General features: G+C 70.7%; 23 protein-coding genes. 12 read left to right on the top strand and 11 right to left on the bottom strand.

Translation table 11 applies throughout. The annotated features are described in order from the left end of the window. Positions 1–9: 9 nt before the first annotated feature. The 3 genes from mreD to E0493_RS09035 form a co-directional block, all read right to left on the bottom strand. Positions 10–543, bottom strand: coding sequence for a rod shape-determining protein MreD (gene mreD / locus E0493_RS09045; protein ID WP_160936613.1), 534 nt, complete (start codon positions 541–543; stop codon positions 10–12). A gap of 20 nt (positions 544–563) precedes the next feature. Continuing rightward, positions 564–1,427: a rod shape-determining protein MreC gene (gene mreC / locus E0493_RS09040; RefSeq protein WP_160936612.1), complete on the bottom strand. Its 864-nt coding sequence runs from the start codon at positions 1,425–1,427 to the stop codon at positions 564–566. Between the two features lie 66 nt (positions 1,428–1,493). Further along, positions 1,494–2,537, bottom strand: coding sequence for a rod shape-determining protein (locus E0493_RS09035; protein WP_160936611.1), 1,044 nt, complete (start codon positions 2,535–2,537; stop codon positions 1,494–1,496). A gap of 184 nt (positions 2,538–2,721) precedes the next feature. Between E0493_RS09035 and E0493_RS09030 the strand changes: the two genes are divergently transcribed. Next, a complete protein-coding gene (locus E0493_RS09030) occupies positions 2,722–2,961 on the top strand; it encodes a YMGG-like glycine zipper-containing protein (RefSeq protein ID WP_160936610.1) in 240 nt (79 codons plus the stop codon). A 102-nt stretch (positions 2,962–3,063) separates the two neighbouring features. On the opposite strand, the gene E0493_RS09025 is transcribed toward E0493_RS09030, so the two are convergent. From E0493_RS09025 to E0493_RS09015, 3 genes are all read right to left on the bottom strand, one after another. Then, a complete protein-coding gene (locus E0493_RS09025) occupies positions 3,064–3,267 on the bottom strand; it encodes a hypothetical protein (RefSeq protein ID WP_160936609.1) in 204 nt (67 codons plus the stop codon). Positions 3,268–3,465: 198 nt separating this feature from the next. Then, the gene (locus E0493_RS09020; protein WP_160936608.1) at positions 3,466–4,149 is read right to left on the bottom strand and encodes a Fe2+-dependent dioxygenase; all 684 of its coding nucleotides are present in this window, start codon (positions 4,147–4,149) and stop codon (positions 3,466–3,468) included. Positions 4,150–4,232: 83 nt separating this feature from the next. Continuing rightward, positions 4,233–6,428, bottom strand: a complete 2,196-nt coding sequence (locus E0493_RS09015; protein ID WP_160936607.1) for a TonB-dependent receptor — start codon at positions 6,426–6,428, stop codon at positions 4,233–4,235. A 225-nt stretch (positions 6,429–6,653) separates the two neighbouring features. On the opposite strand from E0493_RS09015, the gene E0493_RS09010 reads away from it, so the two are divergent. The 5 genes from E0493_RS09010 to E0493_RS08990 all read left to right on the top strand — a co-directional run bounded on the left by E0493_RS09010 (position 6,654) and on the right by E0493_RS08990 (position 14,336). Continuing rightward, complete coding sequence (locus tag E0493_RS09010) at positions 6,654–7,751, top strand: imelysin family protein (protein ID WP_160936606.1); 1,098 nt, start codon at positions 6,654–6,656, stop codon at positions 7,749–7,751. A 215-nt stretch (positions 7,752–7,966) separates the two neighbouring features. Further along, positions 7,967–8,611, top strand: coding sequence for a carbonic anhydrase (locus E0493_RS09005; protein ID WP_160936605.1), 645 nt, complete (start codon positions 7,967–7,969; stop codon positions 8,609–8,611). Between the two features lie 387 nt (positions 8,612–8,998). Continuing rightward, positions 8,999–10,528, top strand: coding sequence for a glucan biosynthesis protein (locus E0493_RS09000; protein WP_160936604.1), 1,530 nt, complete (start codon positions 8,999–9,001; stop codon positions 10,526–10,528). Next, positions 10,516–12,672 (top strand): glucans biosynthesis glucosyltransferase MdoH, encoded by a 2,157-nt coding sequence (gene mdoH / locus E0493_RS08995; RefSeq protein WP_160936603.1) that lies wholly within the window; start codon positions 10,516–10,518, stop codon positions 12,670–12,672. Before E0493_RS09000 ends, mdoH begins: the two co-directional genes overlap by 13 nt. Before the next feature lie 242 nt (positions 12,673–12,914). Then, complete coding sequence (locus tag E0493_RS08990) at positions 12,915–14,336, top strand: M20 family metallopeptidase (RefSeq protein ID WP_160936602.1); 1,422 nt, start codon at positions 12,915–12,917, stop codon at positions 14,334–14,336. 39 nt (positions 14,337–14,375) lie between these two features. On the opposite strand, the gene E0493_RS08985 is transcribed toward E0493_RS08990, so the two are convergent. Then, positions 14,376–14,708: a DUF1491 family protein gene (locus E0493_RS08985; protein WP_160936601.1), complete on the bottom strand. Its 333-nt coding sequence runs from the start codon at positions 14,706–14,708 to the stop codon at positions 14,376–14,378. Positions 14,709–14,850: 142 nt separating this feature from the next. On the opposite strand from E0493_RS08985, the gene E0493_RS08980 reads away from it, so the two are divergent. After that, a complete protein-coding gene (locus tag E0493_RS08980) occupies positions 14,851–15,072 on the top strand; it encodes a hypothetical protein (protein ID WP_160936600.1) in 222 nt (73 codons plus the stop codon). A gap of 10 nt (positions 15,073–15,082) precedes the next feature. On the opposite strand, the gene E0493_RS08975 is transcribed toward E0493_RS08980, so the two are convergent. After that, complete coding sequence (locus tag E0493_RS08975; protein WP_235913669.1) at positions 15,083–15,622, bottom strand: cytochrome b; 540 nt, start codon at positions 15,620–15,622, stop codon at positions 15,083–15,085. Between E0493_RS08975 and E0493_RS08970 the strand changes: the two genes are divergently transcribed. Beyond that, entirely contained in the window at positions 15,621–16,583 is a 963-nt protein-coding gene (locus E0493_RS08970) for a hypothetical protein (protein WP_235913668.1), read from the top strand. The two genes, E0493_RS08975 and E0493_RS08970, sit on opposite strands and share 2 nt — an antisense overlap. A 109-nt stretch (positions 16,584–16,692) precedes the next feature. Here E0493_RS08970 and E0493_RS08965 read toward each other — a convergent pair whose 3' ends face one another. Together E0493_RS08965 and E0493_RS08960 are read right to left on the bottom strand one after the other, a co-directional pair. Beyond that, positions 16,693–17,670, bottom strand: coding sequence for a ketopantoate reductase family protein (locus E0493_RS08965; protein WP_160936599.1), 978 nt, complete (start codon positions 17,668–17,670; stop codon positions 16,693–16,695). Positions 17,671–17,696: 26 nt separating this feature from the next. Continuing rightward, entirely contained in the window at positions 17,697–18,896 is a 1,200-nt protein-coding gene (locus tag E0493_RS08960) for a M20 metallopeptidase family protein (RefSeq protein WP_160936598.1), read from the bottom strand. Between the two features lie 412 nt (positions 18,897–19,308). On the opposite strand from E0493_RS08960, the gene E0493_RS08955 reads away from it, so the two are divergent. The 3 genes from E0493_RS08955 (at position 19,309) to E0493_RS08945 (ending at position 22,967) form a co-directional block, all read left to right on the top strand. Continuing rightward, positions 19,309–19,905 carry a hypothetical protein gene (locus E0493_RS08955; protein WP_160936597.1) on the top strand — a complete coding sequence of 199 codons (597 nt, stop codon included), beginning with the start codon at positions 19,309–19,311 and terminating at the stop codon, positions 19,903–19,905. 13 nt (positions 19,906–19,918) lie between these two features. Continuing rightward, the gene (locus E0493_RS08950) at positions 19,919–21,421 is read left to right on the top strand and encodes a tripartite tricarboxylate transporter permease (RefSeq protein WP_160936596.1); all 1,503 of its coding nucleotides are present in this window, start codon (positions 19,919–19,921) and stop codon (positions 21,419–21,421) included. 112 nt (positions 21,422–21,533) lie between these two features. Further along, positions 21,534–22,967 carry a mannose-1-phosphate guanylyltransferase/mannose-6-phosphate isomerase gene (locus E0493_RS08945; protein ID WP_160936595.1) on the top strand — a complete coding sequence of 478 codons (1,434 nt, stop codon included), beginning with the start codon at positions 21,534–21,536 and terminating at the stop codon, positions 22,965–22,967. Positions 22,968–23,036: 69 nt separating this feature from the next. On the opposite strand, the gene gluQRS is transcribed toward E0493_RS08945, so the two are convergent. After that, the gene (gluQRS, locus tag E0493_RS08940; RefSeq protein WP_160936594.1) at positions 23,037–23,891 is read right to left on the bottom strand and encodes a tRNA glutamyl-Q(34) synthetase GluQRS; all 855 of its coding nucleotides are present in this window, start codon (positions 23,889–23,891) and stop codon (positions 23,037–23,039) included. Between the two features lie 50 nt (positions 23,892–23,941). Here gluQRS and E0493_RS08935 point away from each other — a divergent pair, with 50 nt between their 5' ends. Beyond that, positions 23,942–24,610, top strand: coding sequence for an alpha/beta hydrolase (locus E0493_RS08935; RefSeq protein WP_160936593.1), 669 nt, complete (start codon positions 23,942–23,944; stop codon positions 24,608–24,610). Positions 24,611–24,772: the final 162 nt, after the last annotated feature.

Genomic DNA, 24,772 nt, shown 5'->3' with positions numbered 1-24,772 from the left:
CCGCCCACCTCAACCCAAAGTCTCCGCCCGCCGCATCGCCTTGTGCAAGCGAGTCAGCAGCGCCGCGATCGCCGGATAGAGCCCGACATCGAGCGCGAGTTGCACCATCGCCAGCGCCGGCGGCGGCAGCCGCCAGGTCAGCGCCGCCTGCAGCACGAAGCCCAGCAGCGCCGCCCCCGCGGCGAAGCCGGCGAAGGCCAGCCACACCACCAGAAAGGATTGCCGCACCAGGAGGCGCCGGAGGCGCAGCGCCGTGCCGTGCACCACCAGAAGCGTCAGAATACCGATGCCGAGCGGCGCGAAGCCCAGCAGGTCCTGCAACAGACCGATGCCGAAGCAGACCGGCGGCGCCATAGCGGCGGGACGGAAGACGGACCAGAAGAACACGCAGGCCAGCGCCACCGCCGGCACCGCCGAGGGCAGGCCCACCGGCACCCCGGCCAGCATCATCAGCAGCGCCGTGTTGGCGGCCGGGAAGGCCGCGCGAGCCCAGGCGTCCAGCCAGCGCAGCAGGCCCATGACGGGGTGCGGCCGCCGCTTCATGAAGGCATCCCGGCGCGCCGCTAGCGGCGCGCGCGGGGCTCCGGGCGCGCCACCGCCTCGGGTGGCAGGATGCCGGTCATACCGAAGTCGAAGATGCGCAGCAGGTCCAGCCGGCCGAGCCGGGCAAAGAGTTCCACCTCGGCCGCGCCGCCTTCGGACCAGCGCACCACGCCCACCGGCAGGCCGGCGGGAAAGACGCCGGCCTCGGCGCTGGTGACCACCCGCTCGCCCTCGCGCGGCGGCGTGCCCTCGGGCCAGAACTGGAGGCGCGGTCGGTCGCCGTTGGTGCCGGTCATCATGGCGCGCGCCCGGCTGCCTTCCAGCGTCACGGGGATGCGGCTGTTCAGGTCGGTCACCAGCAGCGCGCGGGCGGAGCGGCTGCCCACCTCGGTCACGCGCCCGGCCAGGCCGCGCTCGTCCAGCGCCACCTGCCCCTTGCGGATGGAGGTTCCGGGCTGGATCGCCAGCAGCACCGCCCGGGCATAGGTGCCGCCGGCATCGGCGACCACGCGGGCGGTGTGGAAGCTCGCCGGTGCCTCGGGGACGTAGTTGAGCTGCCGGCGCAGCAGCCCGTTCTCCGCCTCCAGCGCCAGGGCTGCGGCCTGCCAGCGGTGCAGCCGGTCATTCTCCTCGCGCAGCCGCGCATTCTCCGCCCGCAGGTCCGCCAGCGACCGCAGCTCCTGCACCGCGGACCGCAGGGCACCCGCCGGCTCGGCGATCAGGGCGTAGATCGGCGCCAGGGTATCGGCCACCGCCATGCGGCCGCGCTCGACCAGTGCGGTATCGGCCTTTCCGAGCAGCATGGTGCCGAGCGCGGCGGCGATCAGCACCGGCAGCGAAAGCCGCGACAGGGCCTGGCGCAGCGGAATGCTCAGACGGATCACGCGGCCTCCATGGGCCTGCCCTCAGGTGTGGCGAGCCTGTGTGATACGTACCAGAGGTTGTGGGCCTCAGTACATCGAGGAGAGGACGTGGCGAAGCCGCTTCATCTCATCAAGGGCTCGCCCCGTACCCAGCGCGACGCAGGCCAGCGCATCCTCGGCCACGGAGACCGGCAGGCCGGTGGCGTCGCGCAGCACCTCGTCCACCCGCTGCAGCAGGGCGCCGCCGCCGGTCATCACGATGCCCTTGTCCACGATGTCCGCGGCGAGCTCGGGCGGCGTGTTCTCCAGCGCCACCTTCACCGCCTCGATGATCTGGCTCACCGGCTCGGCGAGCGCCTCGGCGATCTGCCGCTGGCTCACCACCACCTCCCGCGGCACCCCGTTCATCAGGTCCCGACCCTTGACCTCCGTCATCGGGCCCTCCTCGCCATAGTCCGGATAGGCGGCGGCGCCGATCTCCAGCTTGATCCGCTCGGCCGTGCTCTCACCGATCAGCAGGTTAAACTGGCGCCGGATATAGGAGATGATCGCCTCGTCCAGCTTGTCGCCGCCGACGCGCACGCTGCGGGCATAGACGATGCCGCCGAGGCTGATCACCGCCACCTCCGTGGTGCCGCCGCCGATGTCCACCACCATCGAGCCGGAGGGCTCGGTCACCGGCAGGCCGGCCCCGATCGCGGCGGCCATGGGCTCCTCGATCAGCATCACCTTGCGGGCGCCGGCCGATTCGGCGCTCTCCTGGATGGCGCGGCGCTCGACGGCGGTGGAGCCGGAAGGCACGCAGACGATGATCATCGGGGACGCGAAGCCGCGCCGGTTGTGCACCTTGCGGATGAAGTGCTTGATCATCTCCTCCGCCACCTCGAAGTCGGCGATCACCCCGTCCCGCAGGGGGCGGATGGCGGCGATGTTGCCGGGGGTGCGGCCGAGCATCTGCTTGGCTTCCTCGCCCACCGCCAGCACCTGCTTGCGGCCGCGGATATCGGCGATGGCGACGACGGAGGGCTCGTTCAGCACGATCCCGCGTCCCTTCACATAGACCAAGGTGTTCGCTGTGCCGAGGTCGATGGCCATGTCAGCCGAAAGAAAGCCGAACAAGCGGGAGAACATGCGGGATACCTTCTGAGGCAGGTCGCACCGGCGGTCCCGCCTGCAGGTTCGGGAACGCAAGGCGCCGTGGCTTACCCCCCGCCGTGGCCGTGCTCAAGCAGGAATTGTCGGCTCAGGGGGAAACCTTCCTGGCTGATCCGCGTTGGACGCGCAATCCCAACCGTCAAGATCGAGGAACGCAAACATGCGCAAAACGACCGTGGCACTCCTGGCGCTCGCCAGCCTCGGGCTGGGTGCTTGCGGCTACAGCACCGGCGACCGGGCGGCCTCCGGCGGCCTGCTGGGCGCAGGCACGGGCGCGGCGATCGGTTCCTTGTCCGGCAATGCGGGCACGGGCGCCTTGATCGGCGGCGCGGCCGGCGCCGCGGGTGGCGCGCTCACCGGCCCTGGCACGGTCAACCTCGGGCGCCCCGCCTGGCGCTGAGCCGTTCTGCGCACCTGTAAGAAGTGACGGCGCGCGGCCTCTCCATCCGGAGAGGCTGCTTTCTTTTTTGGCAGGGGGGAGGCGGCGGCGGCGCTCCGCCGCTCAGCCAGCGTGCTGGAGAGGCGGGAGGAACCGGCCGGCCAGCATGGACTGGAGCCGGCGTTGCAACTGCGGCAGGGCTTCAAACAAGGAACCTTCAACCGGGCGCGCCGCGGGCTCGGTTGCGATGAAGCGCCACTTTCCGTTCTGAGTGACGGCAACACCCACGAAGCGGCCGTCAATTTCGATGGGCCGGGATCTGATCATGGACGATCCTTGGTGGCCCGCCGGAGCGGGCCAGGATGGAGGGTCAAATAGTGAGACGCCCTCGCACCGTGAGCCATAAGGGTGGCCCGGCTAGCGCGGCGTTTCCCCTCCATGCGCGGCGGCGGGGGCCGGAAGCAATTGAATTCCAGGCTAATCGCGCGGTCGTCATCTCTCGCGTTGGTGGAGAGGGGCGGGTGGCTACATCTCAACCCATTGGCGAAGAAGGTTATTGTAGGCGGCGGTCGCGCCAAGCACGCCGGGATGGCTGTCCGGCAGGTCGGTCCGGATTCGCATGATGGCCATATCCATCTCGAAGAGCAGGCGCCGTCGCCCATCGTCCCTCACCATGGACTGGGTCCAGAAGAAGGAGGACCAGCGGCTGCCGCGGGTGACCGGCTCCACCCGGTGCAGGCTGGTGGCCGGGTAGACCACCATGTCGCCGGCGGGCAGCTTCACCCGCTGGCTGCCGTAAGTGTCCTCGATCACCAGCTCGCCGCCGTCATAGTCCTCCGGCGCGGTCAGGAAGAGGGTGGAGGAAACGTCGGTGCGGATCCGCACCCCGGCGCCCGGCACCGGGCGGATGGCGTTGTCCACATGGGCGTGGAAGGTCATGCCGGCGTCATAGCGGTTGAACAGCGGGGGAAAGACCTTCAGCGGCAGCGCCGCCGTGTTGAACAGCGGGTTGCGCCCGAGGGCCCGCAGGATCACCTCGCCGAGATCCCGCCCCTGTGCCGAATCCTGCGGCACCTGGAGGTTGTGCTTGGCTCTGGCCGACTGGTCGCCGGCGGTGACGCGGCCGTCCACCCATGCGGCCGCCTCCAGCACGCGGCGGCAATGGGCGACCTCCTCGGGGGTGAGGACGTTGGGAATATGGACCAGCATGGGAGGGCTCGCTCCGGGGAGGGGGGAAACGGGGGCGCTCCGGGGAAGCCGTGCGGCGGCCTGCCCGCGTGCCGAGGCGGCGCTCAGAAGTCGGCGGCGAGGGTGAACAGCACCGTCCGGCCCGGCGAGGGGATGGCGCGGTTGCCGAAGACGGCGTCGTAGTTCAGCGCGTCACCCAGGTTGTAGCCGTTCACCTGCAGCCGCAGATGGTCGTTGATCCGGTGGGAAACCACGGCGTCGAAGGCGAGGTTGGCGGGAGCCTCGTTGGTGTTGGTGTTGTTGAGGTAAACCTGGTCGCGCCAGGTGATGCCGCCGCCGACCAGCAGGTTCCAGGCCTGGCCCTTGTTGAACTCATAGGTACTCCAGAGCGAGGCGGCGTTCTCCGGCACATATTGCACCCGCTTGCCCACGGCGGCGGCATTGGTGGAGCTCAGCGTCTCGCTGTCCATCGCCGTGTAGTTGGCATTGATCGTCCAGGCCGGGGTGATCTGGCCAGTGATGCCGATCTCGATGCCCTGGTTGCGCTGCTCGTCGCTGGTCTGCACCAGCTCGCCATCCACGCCCGCCTGCGTCGCGTTCGACTTGTCGATGCGGTAGAGCGCGCCGTAGAGGCCGAGGCGGTTGTCAAGCAGGCTGACCTTGGCGCCGACCTCGTAGAGCGTGTTCCGCTCCGGGTCGAAGCCTTGCTGGTAGTTGGAGGCGGAGGCGGGGAAGGTGGTGAACAGGTAGCCGGGCGGGGTCGAGGAGGTGGAATAAGTGAAGTAGTAGGTCTGGTTCGGCGCGGGCTGCCAGACCAGCGAGGCGCGCGGGTCCACCACCGTCGCGTCGGTCTTGATGTCCTGCGTCGCGCCGCTGCCGTAGGTGATGGCGTCGTAGTCCACCTCGTAGCGGCTGACCCGCAGCCCCCCGATCAGCGAGATCTCCGGCGTCAGCCACAGGCGCTCGTTGAGGAAGCCGGCATAGGTGGTGATGCCGGCCTGACGGCTGTACGACGCGGTGCCGCGCTCAAGCGCAAGATCCCGGTTGCCGCCGAAGATCGAGGTAGCCGGGCGGTCGCCGACGATGCCGTATCCCGTGCGGTCGAAGTCTTCGTAGGAGATGTCCACGCCCGCCACCAGCTCGTGCCGCAAGGGCCCGGTGGTGAAGCGCGCCGTGGCGGTGGCGACGTTCTGGATCGCCCAGGTTTCCTGGTGATAGGGGTTGCCGGCGCCGCTGAGGGCGACGGTGGCCGGCCGGCCGGCGAGATAGTTGCCCAGGCAGGCGGCGTTGCAACTGGCGATCGAGTAGGCGAAGTCGCGGTCCACGAAGCTCAGCCGCGTGTCGTTCTGCAGCGTCAGCCAGTCGCTGGCGGTATGCGAGAGGCGGGCGGTGACCTGATCCACCGTTACCTCGTCGCGGTCGCTGGAGAAGCCGTACCAGGTGCCGCGTGGCAGGCGGTACTCGGTGAGCGGCCGGCCGATCGTGCGGCCGGGCAGCGTCGCCACCGGCACGCCGGCATCGGTGGCGTTGTCGTACTCGTAGTGCTGGTAGTGCAGCGAGAGCGTCGTGTCGGTGCCCAGGCCAAAGGCGATCGACGGCGCGATCCCCCAGCGGCGGGAGTCGACATCCTCGCGCCCGACCTTCTCGCTTGATTGTCCCATCAGGTTCAGCCGGATGGCGGTGGTCTCGCCGATCTGCCGGTTGAGGTCGAGCGTGCCGCGGGCATAGGGCCCCATGCCGCCGGTGGCCACGCCGGAATAGCTGTTGCCGAGATGCGGCAGGCGCGTGTTGACGGCCACGCCGCCGCCGACCGAGCCGGCGCCCAGCGCATAGCCCGAGGGGCCCTTCAGCACCGCGACATCCTCATAGGTGAAGGCGTCGCGCGTGTAGGCGCCGAAGTCGCGCAGCCCGTCCACATAGATGTCGTTCTGCGCCGCAAAGCCGCGGATGCGGAACTGGTCGCCGGCGACACCGCCATTGCCCTCGCCGATCGACATGGTGATGCCGGGAACGTTGCGCAGCGCCTCTTCCAGCGTGGTGACGTTCTGCTGTTCCAGCACCTCGCGCGGGATGACGTTGATGGTCTGCGGCGTGTCCTGCACGGAACCGGGCAGGCGGCTGACCGGGGCGGCACGCTGCAGGGTGTTCGGCGGCTGCGTGGCCTCGACATCCACGAGCGGGAGCAGGAGCGGGCCGCCGGCCGGCGGCGCGTTGCCGCCTTGCGCCACTGCGGCCCCCGGCAGGCCCAGGGCGAGGCTCGCCATCCATGCCGCATTGCCCAGCCCGCTCTGCTTGGTCATGTCGATTCCTTGCCAATGATAATGCGTCGCATTTGCTAGAGTGCAGATGACCCATCGTCAATCCGGCGGCGGGACAATTCGGGAAGGGGAGACCGTCGCGAGCGGCCAAACGGTTTCCGGCGCGGCGCCGCTGCGTCATGATGGCCGCGCCCCCGCCGCCCCGGGACCATTGCAGCGATGCTGTGCTCCAGGGCGCCCCCGTTCGGCCTTTTTGGATGCTGTGTGATGCGCGTTCTCCGCCGTGCCACCCTGGCCTTGCCCGCCGCCCTGCTGATCGGGCCGCGTGGTGCCGCGGCCGCGCCGGACGAGGAGGGATACCGCGCACTCAACCGCGCCGTGGTGGAGCAGGTGTTGCTGCCGGGCTACCGCCGTTTCGCTGAAGCCACCGCCAATTTCGCCGCCCAGCTCGACACCCTGGCCCGCAGCCCGGCCGAGGCCGCGCCCCTGCAGGCGGCGCGGCAAGGCTTCGCGGAGACGGTGCTGGCCTGGGAGGGCGTGCAGCCGATCCGCCTCGGTCCCGCCGACCTGTTCAGCCGCCATGCCCGCATCCAGTCCTGGCCGGACCCGGAAGAGCATGTCGGCAGGGATCTCGCCGCCGCCATCGCGGCGCGCGAGCCGGCGGTGCTGGAGGCGCGCCCGCAGGGGCTTGGCAACGTCACCGTCCAGGGGTTGCCCGCCCTGGAGCGGCTGCTGTTCGGCGAGGATGCGGCGGCGCGCCTTGCCGCCGGGGGCGCCGAGGCGGGCTACCGCGCGGCGCTGCTGCGCACCATCGGGGGCAATCTCGCGACCCTCGCGCGCGACATCCTCGCCGGCTGGAGCACCGACGAGAAGCCCTTTGCCGCCACCCTGATCGCGCCCCGGCCGCCTTATGCGGCGCCGCGGGAGGCGACGCAGGATCTGTTCAGGCTTCTCCGCGACACCGTCAGGAACGTGGCGATCCGCAAGCTGGAACGGCCGCTGGGCGGCGACCCGGCCGCCGCCCGGTCCGACCTCCTGGAATGGCGGCGCAGCGGCCTCTCGGGCCAGGCGATCCAGGCCAACCTCGCGCTGGGGCGCGACATGGCGGTCCTCGGCTTCGCGCCGGCCCTGGAAAAGGCCGGGGAGGGCGAACTGGCCGAGCTGCTGCGCCGGGCCTTCGAGCAGGTGGTCGCCACCGCCAAGGACCTGCCGCTGCCGTTGAAGGCCGCCATTGCCGATCCGGCGCGCCGCCCCCTTGTGGTGCGCCTGCAGCGCGAGGCCACCGTTTTGCTGGCCTTGCTGGCCCAGCGCCTGCCGCCGGTGCTGGATATCCGGCCCGGCGTCACCGCGCCGGACGGCAACTGATCCGCCGCGGCCGTGCCGCCTGCGCGGGCCGCGGAACTGACCCGCGCCTGTTGACGCGGCGGGCTGGCGGCAAGAAATCCCCTCTGCCTGACTTCCTGTCCCGGTCGCCGTGAGGCTGAACGGGACCGGAGGCGGTCCGGGGCGGCTCGCCGGCCCGGCGTTTTCCTGCCAGGGCCCGACGCAGGCCCGCATTTGCCATGGGGCCACGCAAACACATGACCGATCCCACCCTCACCGACGGCCTCGAGGATCTTTTCGAGGGATACCAGCGCTTCCGTTCCGACATCTGGCCGGAGCGGCGCAAGCTGTTCGAGACCCTGGCGCGCGAGGGCCAGCGCCCGCGCGCGCTGGTGATCGCCTGCTCCGACAGCCGCGTTGACCCGGGCATGGTATTCAACGCCGCGCCGGGCGAGATCTTCATTGTCCGCAACGTCGCCAACCTCGTGCCGCCCTACAAGCCGGACGGCGACTACCACGGCACCAGCGCCGCGCTGGAATTCGCCGTCTGCGTGCTGGAGGTGCCGCGCATCATCGTGCTTGGCCATGCCATGTGCGGCGGCGTGCAGGCGCTGCTGCGCGGCTTTCCGCCGGGCGCGCGCGACTTCGTCGAGCCCTGGATGACCGGCATCGCCGCCGAGGCGCGCCGCCGCGTGCTGGCCTGCGCTCCCGCTGAGCCGGGCGCGGCGGAGGCGCAGTGCGAGCTGGAGACGGTGAAGCTTTCCCTGCGCAACCTGATGAGCTTTCCCTGGGTCGCCAGCCGGGTGGAAGCGGGCACGCTGCGCCTCTACGGTGGGTCCTTCGACATCCGCGACGGCGTTCTTTCCCGCCTTGTGGACGGGCAGTTCGTGCCGGTCCGCTGAAGCCTTGCCACCTTCCGGGCGCTGGCGGAGCGCCCGCGCGGCAGGCCGGGCCGCGTGGCGCGGTGCCGGGCGAGCACTGCCGGGGAGGCGCGGGAGGGGCGCGGCGGAGGATGCAGGCGTTCAAGGCCGGCGCGGGCCTCGCCGAGCTTCATGCGCCATGCGCCGAAGGCGGGATGGACGGAAAGCCGCCCCGCCACATGTTGCGGGGCGTTGTGGCCGGCCCTGCCACTCCGCATCTCGCGGATGACGCGAAGCTGCCGGATTTCCACCGGAATCGAGCCCCATAGGTAGCTCTGGCTGGCTCTTCCGGCTTTAGCTTGGCTTTCGGCGAAACCCCGGCCCGGCCATGGCGTTGGTCGGTCGCCGCCCCGATGGAGTTTGCTTACCGTGCACCGCCGCGACGCCCTGCTCGCCGCCCTGTCGCTGTCCACCGTGTTCATCGCGGGGGAGGCGAACCACGTTTCCGATGCGCGGGCTGCCGGGGCCGAGGATACCCCCTTTGACGCGAATACGGTGCGGGAAAAAGCGCGCGCCCTGGCGCAGCAGCCCTATAAGCCTCCTCCGGCGGAGTTGCCGCCCGAGCTTTCCGACCTGACCTACGACCAGTACCGCGACATCCGCTTCCGTCCGGATCAGGCGCTCTGGCGAGGGCAGGACCTGCCCTTCCAGATGCAGCTCTTCCACCGCGGGTTCCTCTACAAGCCACGGGTCGAGATGTACGAAGTCGCGGAGGGAGTGGCCCGGCCGATCCGCTACAGCCCCGACCTCTTCACCTTCCAGAACCTGCCGCGCCCGCAGGCCAGCGACCTCGGCTTCGCCGGCTTCCGCCTGCATGCGCCGATCAATCGGCCGGACTACTACGACGAGGTCTGCGCCTTCCTGGGCGCCAGCTACTTCCGGGCGGTGGCCAAGGGGCAGATCTACGGCCTCTCGGCGCGCGGCCTCGCCATCAACACCGGCGACCCCAAGGGCGAGGAGTTCCCGCTGTTCCGCGGCTTCTGGGTGGAGCGGCCGCGCCAGGGGGTGAACGCGGCGACCGTGCATGCGCTGCTCGACAGCCCGTCCTGCGCCGCCGCCTTCCGCTTCGCCATCCGCCCCGGCGCCAGCACGGTGTTCGACGTCGAGTCCACCGTCTTTCCGCGCACCGACATGGCGGCGGCCGGCGTGGCGCCGCTGACCAGCATGTTCTGGTTCTCGCCGCTCAATCGCGCGGGCAAGGACGACTGGCGGCCGGCCGTGCATGATTCGGACGGGCTGCTGATGGCCAGCGGCCGCGGCGAGCGCATCTGGCGCCCGCTGAACAACCCGCGTGACCTGCAGCTCAGCGCCTTCGGCGACGTCAACCCGCGCGGTTTCGGGCTGATCCAGCGGCGCCGCGACTTCGACAGCTACGAGGACCTGGAGGCACGCTACGAGAAGCGCCCGAGCCTCTGGGTGGAGCCGATCGGCGACTGGGGCGAGGGCGCCGTGCACCTCGTGGAAATCCCGACGGCCAGCGAGATCCACGACAACATCGTCGCCTTCTGGCGCCCGAAGGACCCGCTGCGGGCCAAGGGCGAGTACCGCTACACCTACCGCCTGCACTGGTGCGACGAGGCACCCGGGACGCCCGATGTCGGCCGCATCGTCGAAGCCCGCTCCGGCAACGCCTATACCCAGGGCGGCCGGCTCTTCGTGCTGGACGCGCGCGGCGGGCCGCTCGACAAGCTCGGCCCCGAGGCGACGCCCGAGCTGAACGTGTCCGCCAGCCAGGGCGAGGTCCGCAATCCGGTGGCGCAGCGCAACCCGGAAACGGGCGGCTGGCGCATCAGCTTCGAGCTCTTTCCCGGCAATGCCCGCGCGGCGGAGCTGCGCGCGCAACTCAAGGCGGGGGGTGAGCCGGTGGCCGAAACCTTCCTTTACCGATGGACAGCCTAGTTTCCGGGGCGGGCTGGCGGGCGCTTCCGCCGGAGGCTCCGCTCGAAATGCCGGTTCAGTCGCTGCGGGCACGGCCGGCGCGGCGCGCCGGCAAGATGGCCTCCCGCCCCACCGCCACCTGGCTGCGCCGCCTCTTCGTGCTTGGCGCCGCCCTGGCGCTGACCGCCTATGCCTCGCACGAGATGTGGCTGGTACTGAACAGCGGCCAGCCGACGCCGCTGCAGGCCTTCGTGCTGATCCTGTTCGTCGTGCTCTTCGCCTGGATCGCGCTCTCCTTCACCAGCGCCACCTGCGGCTTCTTCCGCCTGCTCTTCGGGCCGGACCGCCGCCTCGGCATCGCGCCTGGCGGGCCGCCGCCGATGCCGGCCGTGAAGACCGCGCTGCTGATGCCGAGCTACAACGAGGAGCCCGCGCGCGTCATGGCCGGGCTGCAGGCGATCCATGAATCGCTGGCCGCGGCAGGGGCGCTGGACCGCTTCGACATCTTCATTCTCAGCGACAGCACCGAGCCCGGCGCCTGGATCGCCGAGGAAGCCGCCTATCTCGAACTGCGCCGCCGCACCGGCGACGACGCGCTGGGAGAGGGTGGCCGGATCTTCTATCGGCGGCGCCCCAAGAACACCGAGCGCAAGGCCGGCAACATCGCGGATTGGGTGCGCCGCTGGGGCGGCGCCTATCCGCAGATGCTGGTGCTCGACGCCGACAGCGTGATGGACGCCGACACCATCCTGCGCCTGGCGGACGCCATGGAGCGCCATCCCGATGTCGGCCTGATCCAGACGCTCCCCATCATCACCGGCGGCAACACGCTGTTCGCGCGGATGCAGCAGTTCGCCGGCCGCGTCTACGGCCCGCTGATCGCTGAGGGCATCGCCTGGTGGCACGGCTCCGAAGGCAACTACTGGGGGCACAACGCCATCATCCGCACGCGTGCCTTCGCCGAGGCGGCGGGGCTCCCCGAACTGCGGGGCCGCAAGCCCTTCGGCGGCCATATCCTGAGCCATGATTTCGTCGAGGCCGCGCTGCTGCGGCGTGCCGGCTGGGCGGTCCACATGGTGCCCTGGCTGCGCGGCTCCTATGAGGAAAGCCCGCCCTCGCTGATGGACCTGGCGATCCGCGACCGCCGCTGGTGCCAGGGCAACCTGCAACATGCCGCCGTGCTGCCGGCGCGCGGCCTGCACTGGGTCAGCCGGCTGCACCTGCTGACCGGCATCGGCTCCTACATCACGGCGCCGCTCTGGCTCATCTTCCTGATCTTCGGCGTGCTGCTGGCCATCCAGGCCCGCTTCATCCGGCCTGAATACTTCCCGGCAGGGCCCAGCCTGTTCCCGGAATGGCCGGTGGTGGACCCGGTCCGCGCCATGTGGGTGTTCATCGGCACCATGAGCCTGCTGCTGGCGCCCAAGCTGATGGCCTGGATCGCGCTGCTCTTCCACGGCGCCGACCGGCGCGGCTGCGGTGGCGCCAGCCGCGCCTTCCTCTCCATGCTGCTGGAGACGGTGGTCGCCGGCCTGTTGGCCCCAGTGACCATGCTGACGCAGTCGGTGGACGTCGCCGCCATCCTGCTGGGCCGCGATTCCGGCTGGAATGCCCAGCGGCGGGACGACGGCTCGGTGCCCTTCGGCCAGGTGGCCCGGCTCTACTGGCGGCACACCCTGTTCGGCCTGGCCTTCGGCGCCGCGGCGTGGCTGGTCTCGCCCTATCTGGCCCTCTGGATGTCGCCGGTGGTGCTCGGCCTGGCGCTTGCCATCCCGCTGGCGGCGCTCACCGCCCGGCGCGGCATCGGCCTCGGCCTGCGGCGGCTCGGCCTGCTGCTGACGCCGGAGGAGCGCGCGCCCCCCGCGGTGCTGACCCGCGCCCAGGCGCTCACCGCCGAATGGCGGGGCATCGCCGGCGCGCCGGAGGTGCTGCGGCTGTTCAGCGAACCGGCGCTGCTGGAGGCGCATCGCCGCATGCTGCCGCCGCCCCGCCGCCCCCGGCAGGATCCCTTCGACCCGGCGCTGCTGGTGGGGCTGGCGAAGCTGCAGGAGGCCGAGCGGCTGGACGAAGCGTTGCGCCTGCCGCGCGCGGAGCTTTCCGCCGTGCTGGCCGATGCGCGGGGCGTGGAGCGCCTGGCGATGCTGGCCGAGGGACGGACGGCCTGACGGCCGCGGTGCTTCGGCTCGGGATTGCTGGCGCGGGGCGCGCCCCTTGCCCGGCGCCTCGCTGAACGGCCGGCTTCTGCGCCAGGGGCGTGCTGTCCCTCGATCCGTGCCCATTCCGGCGCGCCGCTTTGCAGCGGCTTGAGGCGGCTGGCGGCGCGGAGGCGGCGGGAGCGGTGGGCCTCTCGACAAGCCGGCGGTCCGGACGCAGTTTGGCCGACGCAGATTTGGCGGGAGAGTGCCCCATGCAGAACACCGAGGAAATCTGGCGGCTGGTGGATGAGAACCAGCAGGCCTTCATCGAGCTGAGCGACCGGGTCTGGGAGATGCCGGAACTCGCCTATGCCGAGGTCCGCTCCGTCGCCGAGCACAAGAAGGCGCTGGAGGCGCATGGTTTCCGCATCAGCGAGAAGCTGGCCGGCATCCCCACCGCCATCATGGGCGAGGCGGGCGAGGAAGGGCCGGTCATCGCCATCCTCGGCGAGTACGACGCGCTGCCCGGCCTCAGCCAGGAGGCGGGCGTGGCCGAGCACCGTCCGCTGCCGGGCGATGGATCGGGCCATGGCTGCGGCCACAACCTGCTCGGCGCCGGCGCCCTGCTGGCCGCGACGGCGGTGAAGGACTACCTGGCGAAGAACGGCATCAAGGGCCGCGTCCGCTACTACGGCTGCCCGGCCGAGGAAGGCGGCGCCGCCAAGGCCTTCATGGTGCGCGAGGGTTGCTTCAAGGACGTGGACATCGCCATCTCCTGGCACCCGGCGCCCTTCGCCGCGGTGAACGAGGCGAAGTCGCTGGCCAACACCCGCATCGACTTCACCTTCACCGGCCGCTCCAGCCACGCCGCCGCCGCCCCGCATCTCGGCCGCTCGGCGCTCGACGCCATCGAACTGATGAACGTCGGCGTCAACTACATGCGCGAGCACATGCCGAGCGAGGCGCGCATCCACTACGCCTACCTGGACGCCGGTGGAATCGCGCCGAACGTCGTGCAGGGCAAGGCCACGGTGCGCTACCTGATCCGCGCCTCCGACCTGCCGATGCTGCAGGGCCTCGTCGCCCGCGTGCGCAAGATCGGCGACGGCGCCGCGCTGATGACGGAGACCAGCGTCTCCACCAAGGTCGTCTCCGCCGTTTCCAACCTGCTCGGCAACCTGCCGCTGGAGCGGGCGATGCAGAGCAACCTGGAGCGCCTCGGCCCGCCGCCCTTCGACGACGAGGACCGCGCCCTGGCCGCGGAGTTCCAGAAGACGCTGAGCGACGAGGACATCGCCTCCGCCTTCAAGCGCATGGGCGTGCCGGTCCGGAAGGGCGTGCCGCTGGCGGACGAGATCATTCCGCTGGAGGCCAAGGGCGCCGCCATGGTCGGCTCGACCGATGTGGGCGACGTTTCCTGGGTGGTGCCGACCGTGCAGGCGCGCGGCGCCACCTATGCCATCGGCACGCCGGGCCATTCCTGGCAGCTCACCGCCCAGGGCCAGTCGCCGCTGGCGCACAAGGGCATGGTGCACGTGGCCAAGGTGATGGCCGGCGTCGCGGTGGACGCGCTCAAGGACCCGAAGCTGATTGAGCAGGCGAAGGCCGACCTCGCCGCCCGCACGGCCGAGACGCCCTATGCCTGCCCGCTGCCGGCGGATCTCACCCCGCCCATCAAGATGGCGCAGGTCTGACGGCAGGGGCCGGGGGAGGGTGCCTCCCCCGGCCGCCTTTCAGAGAATGATCGCCTCGAAGGGGGGGCGGAGGTCGGGCGTGTCGAACTCCAGCACCCAGAGGTCCGGGTCGCGCCGCACCTGCCGCTCCACATAGGCGTCCGCCTCCGCCTCACTGACGGGATCCTTGCCGGTGCCGCGCATCCAGGCCGGGCGGCCCTCGGCGTCGCGCGCCTGGCTCAGCACCGTGCAGCCCTCGCGCCCACGCAGCAGGCAGAGAATGCCACCCGAGTCCGGGTCGCCCTTGCGCAGCACCATCGCCGGGCGGCCGGTCTGGTCCGCCAGCCGCACCGCCATCGAGACCCAGATGCCGGCTTTCACTTTCGCTTCCATGCCGCGCAGAGTGGGGCAGGGCAGCGCCGATGCAAGCCCTGCTTTCCCGCGGATCTCCCCCCGGACAAAAGCACTTGCTGCCGGGCCGCCGGCACGGCATCCACCGCCGCGGCGAGCCAAAGGGAACCCAGGGGAAGCGGTGATGGCAGGCAAGGTTCAGGAACAGGCGCGGATGAGCGAGGGCCAGCGCGCCTACGAGGCGAAGCGGGCGGCCAAGGCGGGGGTCAGCCTGGACAAGTGGCTGTCCATGAAGGCGCAGGAGCGCGACCAGCTTGCGGCCCAGGCGGCGAAGGAGGCCAAGGCGCCGCGGAAGCCCGGCTTTTTCGCCCGGCTGCTGGAACGGGCGCAGAAGCCGATCGGCTGAGGCAGGCGCCTCAGCCCGTCATTCGCCGTAGCGTGTTGTCGCGACGGACGAAGTGGTGCCACAAGGCGGCGCCGGCATGCACCGCCACCAGCGCGGCCAGCGTCAGCCCGATCGTGTCATGGATGGCGGATAGCGTCGGCGCCAGGGCCTCGTTGCGGCCGATCGGGCTGGGAATCGGCACCAGGCCGAAGGCGGTTAGCGGAAAGCCCCAGGCGTTGGTCGCCATCAGTCCGACCACCGGCTGCACGATCAGCAGCACATAGAAGGCGGAGTGGTTGGCGGTGGCCACCTTCCGCATCCAGCCCGGCAGCGGCGGCGTGACCGGCGGCGGCGGGTGCCGCCAGCGCCAGAACAGGCGAAAAAGCGTTACCAACAGGATCGTAATGCCGAAGCTTTCGTGGATGTTATAAAGGCGTAACTTGAGCGCCTCGTCCTCGGGCGGCGCCTGGGCGATCCAGATACCCAGGGCGATGATCAGCAACACGATGAAGGCCGTGCCCCAGTGCAGCAGGCGAGCCGTCCGGTTGTAGCGCATGGCGACCTCTCTCATGGCTGATCCTACACCAATGATTGCGGCCCATGCCGACTGGAGTCTCAATCCGCGCAAGCGCTGGGTCAGCCTCGCCCGGCGGCGGGGCGGCCGCTGGCGCGCCGAGGCACCCCGCCTGGTGGGCGATCCGGCCGCCTTGGTCGCGGAACTGCTGGCGGAGGGCGTGCCCCTGGCCTTCGGCCTCGACCTTCCGCTTGGCCTGCCGCGCGGCTTCGCCGCCGGCCGGGCGGAGCCGGATTTCTGGCATTTCCTGCGCGGCCTGACCGCGACGCCGGAGTTCTTCCTGGTCAGCCCGACCCTGGAGACCGTCTCGGCCGCGCGGCCCTTTTACCCGGCGCGCGGCCTGCGGGGCATGACGCGCGCGGCCCATGCGGCGGCGCTCGGCCTCGGAGGGGCGGCGGCGCTCAGCCGGTGGTGCGACCAGGCCACCGCCGAGCGCCCCGCCGGTGCGCCGGTTTTCTGGACCCTGGGCGCGAACCAGTCCGGCAAGGCGGCCATCGCGGCCTGGCGTGACTGGCTGGCCCCCGCCCTGGCGGCAGGCGCGCCGCTGCGGCTCTGGCCTTTCCAGGGCGGCCTGCATGAACTGCTGGCCCCTGGCGTGGCGGTGCTGGCGGAAACCTATCCGGCCGAGGCGCTGCGGCACCTGGGCGTGGTGCTGGGCGGCAGCAAGCGGGCGCCGGAGGCGCGCCGGGCGGCGGCGCCCTCCCTGCGGCTGGCCCTGGACCGCCTGGAGGTGCGGCCGAGCCGCGGCCTCAGGCTGGCGCTGGAGGAGGGTTTCGGCACCGACGCGGCGGGAGAGGACCGTTTCGACAGCCTGCTGGGGCTGCTCTGCGTCATCGGCGTGCTGGATGGAGCCCGGCCCGACTTCGTGCCGGAGGATGACGGAGTGCGGCGCTGGGAGGGCTGGGTGCTCGGCCAGACGGCGCTGCCCCGGGCGCCGGAAACAAGCCGGGGGGAATGAACGCCCCCGGCCTCCCTCCTTCTGCGGGATTCCCGCGCCGGCGGCATGCGCCCGCCGGGACAGGCCAGGCGAAGGAGGGAGCTCGGGGGAACTCCTTCTCCCGAACTCGTCACCCCCGGTAAAGTCCCGCCGCCGCCGCGGCCTGCGTCGCCAGCGCCACGAAAAGGTCGAGCGTCGGCGTCTCGACGCTGGCGAGGCGCGCCAATTCCAGCGGCACGCGGAACAGGGCGTCCACCTCCATCGGACGGCCGAGTTCCAGGTCCTGCAGGATGGAGGGCTTGTGCGCCAGCCTGGCGGAGCCGGCCAGTCGCTTGTCCAGGTCGAACTCGAAGCCCTGGCCCAGCGCGGCGGCGATGGCCATGCTTTCCTGCATGGCCCGGCGCACGGTGGCGCGCACCGCCGGGTCGGCCAGGGTACCGGCCATGCCCTGGCGGGAAAGGATGGTGAAGGGACCCTGCGAAAGGTTGCCCATCAGCTTCATCCAGACCTCGCGGCGGATCTGCCGCGTTACCTCGCCGGAGATGCCGCCCTTGGTCAGGTAGGCGGCGATGGCCTCGGCGCGGGGGCTGTCGCTGCCATCCATCTCGCCCAGGATGACACGGTTGTTGGCGTGCTCGACATGCACATGGCCGGGCTCGGTGACGGTGCAGGCCGAATAGACCACGCCGCCAAGGGTGCGCCCGATGCCGATGGCGGAGCGCACCGCGTCGCCCGGGTCCACCGCCGGCAGGCGCCGGCCGTCGAACTCGCCGCCATGCCGGTCGAAATACCACCAGGGGATGCCGTTCATCACGAAGGCCACCGTGGTGTCGGGCTTCAGCAGCGGTGCGATGGCCTCGGCCACCTGCGGCAGGGAAGGGGCCTTCACGGTGACGATCACCGCGTCCTGCGGGCCGACCGTCGCGGCATCGCCGGCCGTCACCTGCACGGTGTGGGTGCCGTCAGGAGCGGTGATGGTCAGGCCCTTCCGCTGAATGGCGGCGAGCTGCGCCCCGCGGGCGACCACGCTCGTCTCCGCGCCCCCCAGCGCCAGCCGTGCCGCCACATGCCCGCCGATGGCGCCGGCGCCAAAGACACAGATCTTCATTGCGGGAATTCCTTTTCCGGGCACGCTCAGGCGTGCGGCGACAGCAGGTCGAGCGCGATGCGGGCGATGGCCTCGACGCCCCTGGGGATACAGCCCTCGTCCGGCTGGTACTGCGCGTTGTGCAGCCGGTCCTGCCGCCCGGGCGCGCCGGAGCCGATGCCGAGCTGGAAGGCAGGCACCCGTTCGGCGAAGGCGGAGAAGTCCTCGGAGCCCATGGACGGCTCGCCCTCCTGCACCACCTCGGCGCCGAACTGCGCGGCGAGAGCGGCGACGGCCGGGTTCACCACGCGCTCGTCGTTCACCAGCGGGGGCACCATGCGGCGGTATTCCAGCCGGGCGGCAACGCGCATCCCCGTTTCGATGCCCTGCACCAGGCGGCGCAGCGCCGCCTCGGCGGTATCGCGCGCCTCGGGATGGAGGGTGCGCACGGTGCCCTTCAGATGCACGCGCTCGGGGATGATGTTGTAGGTGGTGCCGCCGGCCGACTGGCCGATGGTGACCACGGCGGGATGCAGCGGCTTCACCTCGCGGCTGACCACGGTTTGCGCCTGGGTGACGAAATGCGCCGCCGCCACGATCGGGTCCACCGCGGCATAGGGATGCGCGGCATGGCCGGAGCGGCCCTGGATCTCCAGGTCGAACAGGTCCGAGGCGGCGAGGCAGGGACCGCGAACGAAGCTGAAGCGCCCAACCGGCATGTCCGGGTGGTTGTGGAAGCCAAGCGCCATGTCCAGGCCCTCGGCCGCGCCGTCCGCGATCATGGCGGCCGCGCCCTGCAGCGTTTCCTCGGCCGGCTGGAAGACCAGCACGATCCGGCCGGCGATCTGCGGCGCCATTTCCTTCAGGATCGCGGCCGCGCCGAGCAGCGTCACCGTGTGGATGTCATGCCCGCAGGCATGCATCTTTCCCGCCGCGGTGCTGGCGAAGGGCAGCCCGGTTTCCTCGTGGATCGGCAGGGCATCCATGTCGGCGCGCAAGGCCAGGGTTGGGCCGGGCAGGCCGCCCTCGATGATGCCGAGCACGCCGGTGCGGCCAATGCCGGTGCGATGCGGGATGCCGAGCCGGACCAGCTCGTCGGCCACGATGCCGGCGGTGCGGTGTTCCTCGAAGGCGAGCTCCGGATTCGCGTGTAGGTCCCGGCGGATCGCTGTCAAGTGGGGCGCAAGTTGCGAGGCGGCCGCATGCAGATGGGTGGAAAGGTTGTTGATCGATAGTTCACGTCTCATCGGTGCTGAAATCCTCTTTTTGCGCTAAAGCTATGCTCGGCGACAACGATGTTGCGTTGCACAATAAAGATGAACTTTTCTTAATCAATTGCTGCCACCTTGCCCCGGTGCGGCGCCCTGCCATAGGTTGCCTCGCATTGGGTATCAGGGGGAGGTGGAAGTTGTGGGCCGTGACCACGGCGCGGTGATGGAGCTTGCGGGAATCCTGGCGATCCCGCCGCAGCACTCCGCGCCCGCATCATCGGCGGGCAAGCCTCTCCCTTACTGATTCGACGGCCCCCGGCGGCAGCCAGTGGGGGCCATTCCGGTCACAGGTCGATGGTCCAGCCAGGGACGGCGCGTCGCCGCCTTGGTGGGTTTCGGCTGCGCTAGGCGCGTGTCTGCCGCACGCGGGGTTCAAGAAAGGATCGGCATGAGGATCAACGCGAAAGATTTTGCCTCGGCGCTCTTGTTGCTGGTGCTGGCCGGGCTCGGCCTGTGGCTGAACACCGACCACACGCTGGGTTCGGCGCGCCGGATGGGGCCGGGCTACATGCCGATGCTGACCTTCGGGCTGGAGTTCTTTCTCGGCCTGGTGGTCCTTGGCATTTCGTTTGTCAGCGGGCCGGACCCGCTGGAGCGCTGGACCAAGCTTGACCTTGTCGGCCTGTTCCTTGGTATCGCCGTCGCCCTGGTTGCTTACCCGCTGCTCGTCGCGGCGGTTCCGGCCCTGGGGAACAACTGGTACGCGCTCGGCATCGCGCTGATGATCGGGCTCTTCGTCATGGCGATCAGCCCGGGCTGGCGCAAGCTGGCGCTGGTCCTGGCCGGCATGACGGTGTTCGGCGTGCTGCTCGACCAGGGCGGGCTGTTCCTGGCGATCGCCGCGATGGTCGTGATCTCCTCCCTGGCCGATCCCGACCACCGGCCGTTGGGGGTGATTGGCAGCGTGGTCTTCCTGATCGCGCTGTGCTGGTGGGTGTTCATCTACGAGTTGGACATCCGCGTGAACATCTGGCCGACCTTCTGAGGGCCCCCGGCACATGGAACTCCTTCTCGACAACCTGGCGCACGGCTTCGGCGTCGCCCTCAGCCTCAACAACCTGCTCTTCGCGTTGCTCGGCGCCTTCATCGGCACGGCGATCGGCGTGCTGCCGGGCATCGGCCCGGTGGCGACCATCTCCCTGCTGCTGCCGATCACCTTCGGCCAGCCGGCCACCACCGCCATCATCATGCTGGCCGGCATCTACTACGGCGCGCAGTACGGCGGCTCCACCACGGCCATCCTGCTGAACCTGCCGGGCGAGGTCTCCTCGGTGGTGACCACGCTGGAAGGCTACAAGATGGCCCGCAACGGGCGCGCCGGCGCGGCGCTCACCATCGCGGCGCTCGGTTCCTTCTTCGCCGGCTCGGTGGCCACCATCCTGGTCGCCGCCTCCGGCCCGGCGCTGACCGACATCGCCCTCTCCTTCGGCCCGGCGGACTACTTCTCGCTGATGCTGCTCGGTCTGATCATCTCGGCGGTGCTGGCGCAGGGCTCGGTGATCAAGTCGGTGGCCATGGTGGTGCTCGGCGTCGCGCTCGGCCTGGTCGGCACCGACGTGCAGACCGGCCAGCAGCGCTTCACCTTCGGCATCCCCGAGCTGTCGGACGGGCTGAACTTCGCCGCCATCGCCATGGGCGTGTTCGGCATCGGCGAGATCATCCTGAACCTGGAGCGCCCCGAGGTCCGCAGCGTGCTCTCCGCCAAGGTGGGCAGCATGTTCCTCACCAAGGAGGAGTGGAAGCGGGCGACCCCCTCGGTGATCCGCGGCACCATCATCGGCTCGGCGCTTGGCATCCTGCCCGGCGGCGGCGCCTCGCTGGCCTCCTTCGGCTCCTACATGATGGAGCGGAAGATGTCGCGCGGCCGCAACGAGTTCGGCAGTGGCGCGATCGAGGGCGTGGCCGGTCCCGAGGCGGCGAACAACGCCGCGGCGCAGACCAGCTTCATCCCGCTGCTGACGCTCGGCATCCCCTCCAACGCCGTGATGGCGCTGATGGTCGGCGCGCTGATCATCCAGGGCATCCAGCCCGGCCCGCGCATGGTGGAGAGCCAGCCGGACCTGTTCTGGGGCCTGATCTGCTCGATGTGGATCGGCAATGTCATGCTGCTCGTCATCAACCTGCCGATGATCGGCATGTGGGTGAAGCTGCTGCAGGTGCCCTACAAGTACATGTACCCGGCGATCCTGACCTTCTGCGCGATCGGCGTGTACTCCATCAACAACAACGTCTTCGACGTCTACCAGACGGTGTTCTTCGCGGTGCTGGGATACGCCTTCGCGAAGCTGAAGATGGAGCCGGCGCCGCTGCTGGTCGGATTCGTGCTCGGCCCGATGATGGAGGAGCACCTGCGCCGCGCCATGCTGCTCTCCCGCGGCGACGTGACCGTGTTCATCGAGCGCCCGATCTCCGCCGTGCTGCTGGCCATCGCGGCGCTGGCGCTGGGCCTGATGCTGCTGCCCGGCCTGCGCAAGCGGAAGGAGGAGGCGATGGCGGGCTGACCGGCCTCGCCTGAGCCGTTGCTTCTGCCGCCCTGGGCAAGTCGTCCAGGGCGGCTTTCTTTTGTGGGTTGTACTCCGTATCTTCCAGTCTCCGAGCGTGGAGACAGGCCTGATGAGCGCAACCGAGCAGCGTCGTATCGTCCCGGTGGTTCTGTGCGGGGGGACCGGCAGCCGGCTCTGGCCTCTGTCGCGCGAGGGCTTCCCAAAGCAGTTCTGGCCCCTGCTTTCCGAGCGCACGATGCTGCAGGACACCGTGAGCCGGGCCGGCGGCACGGGCTTCACCAGCCCCCTCGTGGTGTGCAACCAGGCGCACCGCTTCCTGGTGGCGGAGCAGCTGCGTGCCGCTGGGGTCAGCGAGCCGACCATCGTGCTGGAGCCGGTGGCGCGCAACAGCGCCCCGGCCATTGCCGCCGCCGCCCTGCTGGCGCATGAGGCGGACCCCGAGGCGGTGCTGTGGCTGCTGGCCGCCGACCACGCCATCGCCGACGTCGCCGCCCTGCATGCGGCGCTGGAGAAGGCGGCAACCGCGGCGCGCGCCGGCCGAATCGTCACCTTCGGCATGAAGCCGGCCGCCCCCGAGACCGGCTACGGCTACATCGAGGCGGGAGCCCCGCTGGAGGGGGTGGAGGGCGTTTCCTCCATCGCCAGCTTCGTCGAGAAGCCGGACCTGGCGACCGCGCGGGCCTACCTGGAGGGTGGCCGCCATCTCTGGAATTCCGGCATGTTCGTGGCGACGGCGGCAACGCTGCTGGCCGAGCTGGAGCGCCTGGCCCCAGGCCTGCTCGCCACCGTGCGGGCGGCGGTTGAAGGCGCCACGCGCGACCTCGACTTCGTGCGGCTGGACCCGCCCACCTTCGAACGGGCGCCGGACATCTCCATCGACTACGCGGTGATGGAAAAGACCAGCCATGCCGCCGTGGTGCCGGCCGATCTCGGATGGTCGGATGTCGGCTCCTGGGCGGCGCTCTGGGAGGTGGCGGCCAAGGATGCCGCCGGCAATGCGACGCATGGCCCGGTCGAGCTTTACCGGGCGAACAACTGCTATGTCCGGAGCGAGGGCGTGCTGACGGGCGTGGTCGGGCTGGACGACGCCGTGGTGGTGGTGACGGACGACGCGGTGCTGGCGATGCACCGGAGTTGCGCCCAGGACGTGAAGAAGCTGCTGGAGCAGCTCAAGGCCAGGGGCCGCAAGGAGGCGACCGAGCACCGCCGGATGTACCGCCCCTGGGGCCATTACGAGGGGCTGATCCAGGGCGACCGCTTCCAGGTGAAGAAGATCTCGGTGAAGCCGGGCGAGAAGCTTTCGCTGCAGAAGCATTTCCACCGCGCGGAGCACTGGGTGGTGGTGAACGGCACCGCCATCGTGGAGCGGGACGCGGAGCGGATCATGCTGCGCGAGAACGAATCGATCTACCTGCCGCTCGGCTCGGTGCACCGGCTGGAAAACCCGGGCATCATCCCGCTCACGCTGATCGAGGTGCAGTCCGGCGCCTATCTGGGCGAGGACGACATCGTCCGCTTCGAGGATACCTACGGCCGCACCTGAGCGGCCGGCGTCCTCCCCGCCCGGCGGGGAACGGCGAGGGCCGGGGGAATGCCTTCCCCGGGCCTTTCGTCATGCGTCCGGCCACCTGGCCATGGCGCGCACCTCGGCCGGGCTGCGGCCGGCCTCGCGCAGCGCCGCCAGGGTCGGAGCCTTGTCCCGCTTCGAGAGCCGCCTGCCATCCGGCCCCAGCAGCAGGCGGTGATGCCGGTAGCGTGGGGCGGGCCAGCGGAGCAGCGCCTGGAGAAGGCGGTGCAGGTCGGTGGCCGGTCGCAGGTCCTCGGCGCGGGTCACCAGCGTCACGCCCTGGAGGGCGTCGTCATGCGTGACGCAGAGGTGGTAGGAGGCGGGCGTGTCCTTGCGGGCCAGCACCACGTCGCCGAAGCGCGCCGGGTCGCAGCGGATCCGTCCCTCGCCCAGCTCCAGAAAGGAGAGCGGCGTCGGTGCCCGGCGCAGGGCGGCTCCCATGTCCAGCCGCAGGGCATAGGCCTCGCCCCGGGCGAGGCGCTCCGCCCTTTCGGCGGCGGAGAGGCGGCGGCAGGTGCCGGGATAGAGCAGCCCGTCCGGCCCATGCGGCGCATGGCCGATCGCGGCCACCTCGCGGGCGATGTCCGCGCGGGTGCAGAAGCAGGGATAGAGCAGGCCCATCCCCTCCAGCCGGTTCAGGGCGGCACGGTATTCCGGCAGATGCTCCGACTGCACGCGCACCGGCCCGTCCCAGTCCAGCCCGAGCCAGGCGAGGTCCTGCACGATTCCGGCGGCGTATTCGGGCCGGCAGCGGGCCGGGTCGATGTCCTCCAGGCGCAGCAGGAAGCGGCCGCCGGCGGCGCGGGCGGCGCGCCAGCCGAGCAGGGCGCTGTGCGCATGGCCCAGGTGCAGGCGCCCGGTCGGGCTGGGGGCGAAGCGCGTGACAATGGTTGCGGGCATCGCCGATCGCGCGTAGCGGATCGGGCACCACCGCAGCAAGGGGATGCCGCATGGCCGCACTGGAAGGACCGCATTGGGGGCCGAAGGCGGGGGGAGCGCCGAAGCTGATCGTCTTTCTCCTGCACGGGTATGGCGCCGACGGGAACGACCTGATCGACCTCGCGCCGCATTGGGCGCAGAGCGTGCCGGAGGCGCTCTTTGTCGCGCCGCATGCGCCGCACCCCTGCCCGGGGGCACCCTATGGCCGCCAGTGGTTCAGCCTGGAGGACCGTCGCCCCGCTCCGTTGCTGGCCGGCATCCGGACCGCCCGGCCCCTGCTGGACGAGACCATCGCCGCCGAATGCGCCGCCGCCGGCGTGCCGGAGGACAAGGTGGTGCTGATGGGCTTCAGCCAGGGCGCGATGATGTCGCTTTTCACCGGCCTGCGCCGCGAGAGGGCCCTTGCCGGCATTCTGGCCTTTTCCGGCCGGCTGATCGGCGAGGAACTGCTTGCCGCCGAGATCCGGAGTCGTCCGCCGGTGCTGCTGGTGCATGGCGAGGCGGACGAGGTGGTGCCGATGGCCGGCAGCCGGGCGGCCGAGGCGGCGCTGGAAGCGGCCGGGGTGCCGGTGGAGGGCCTCTACGTCCCGCGCCTGGGGCATGGCATCGACGATATCGGCCTTTCCGCCGGCGGGCTGTTCCTGCAGCGCGTCGCGGCGGAGCTTGCGAGTTCCGTGTGACGCCACCGTGAAACTCGCGCGGCCAAACGTTGCGCAGGCCGCGCGAGACTGGCATGAATGAAGCCGCAAACCGGCGGCGCCACGAAATCTGGGGCCTGCCCGACCGGTTCAGGCCCCAGGGCTAGAGGCGCGCAGCTTGAAAGGAGCGGCGCTTGCCTGACG

Source organism: Teichococcus coralli (assembly GCF_009829925.1).
GTDB lineage: Bacteria > Pseudomonadota > Alphaproteobacteria > Acetobacterales > Acetobacteraceae > Pseudoroseomonas > Pseudoroseomonas coralli.
The sequence above is the reverse complement of the archived record's forward strand: the minus strand, read 5'-3'. Positions and strand labels throughout refer to the sequence as shown.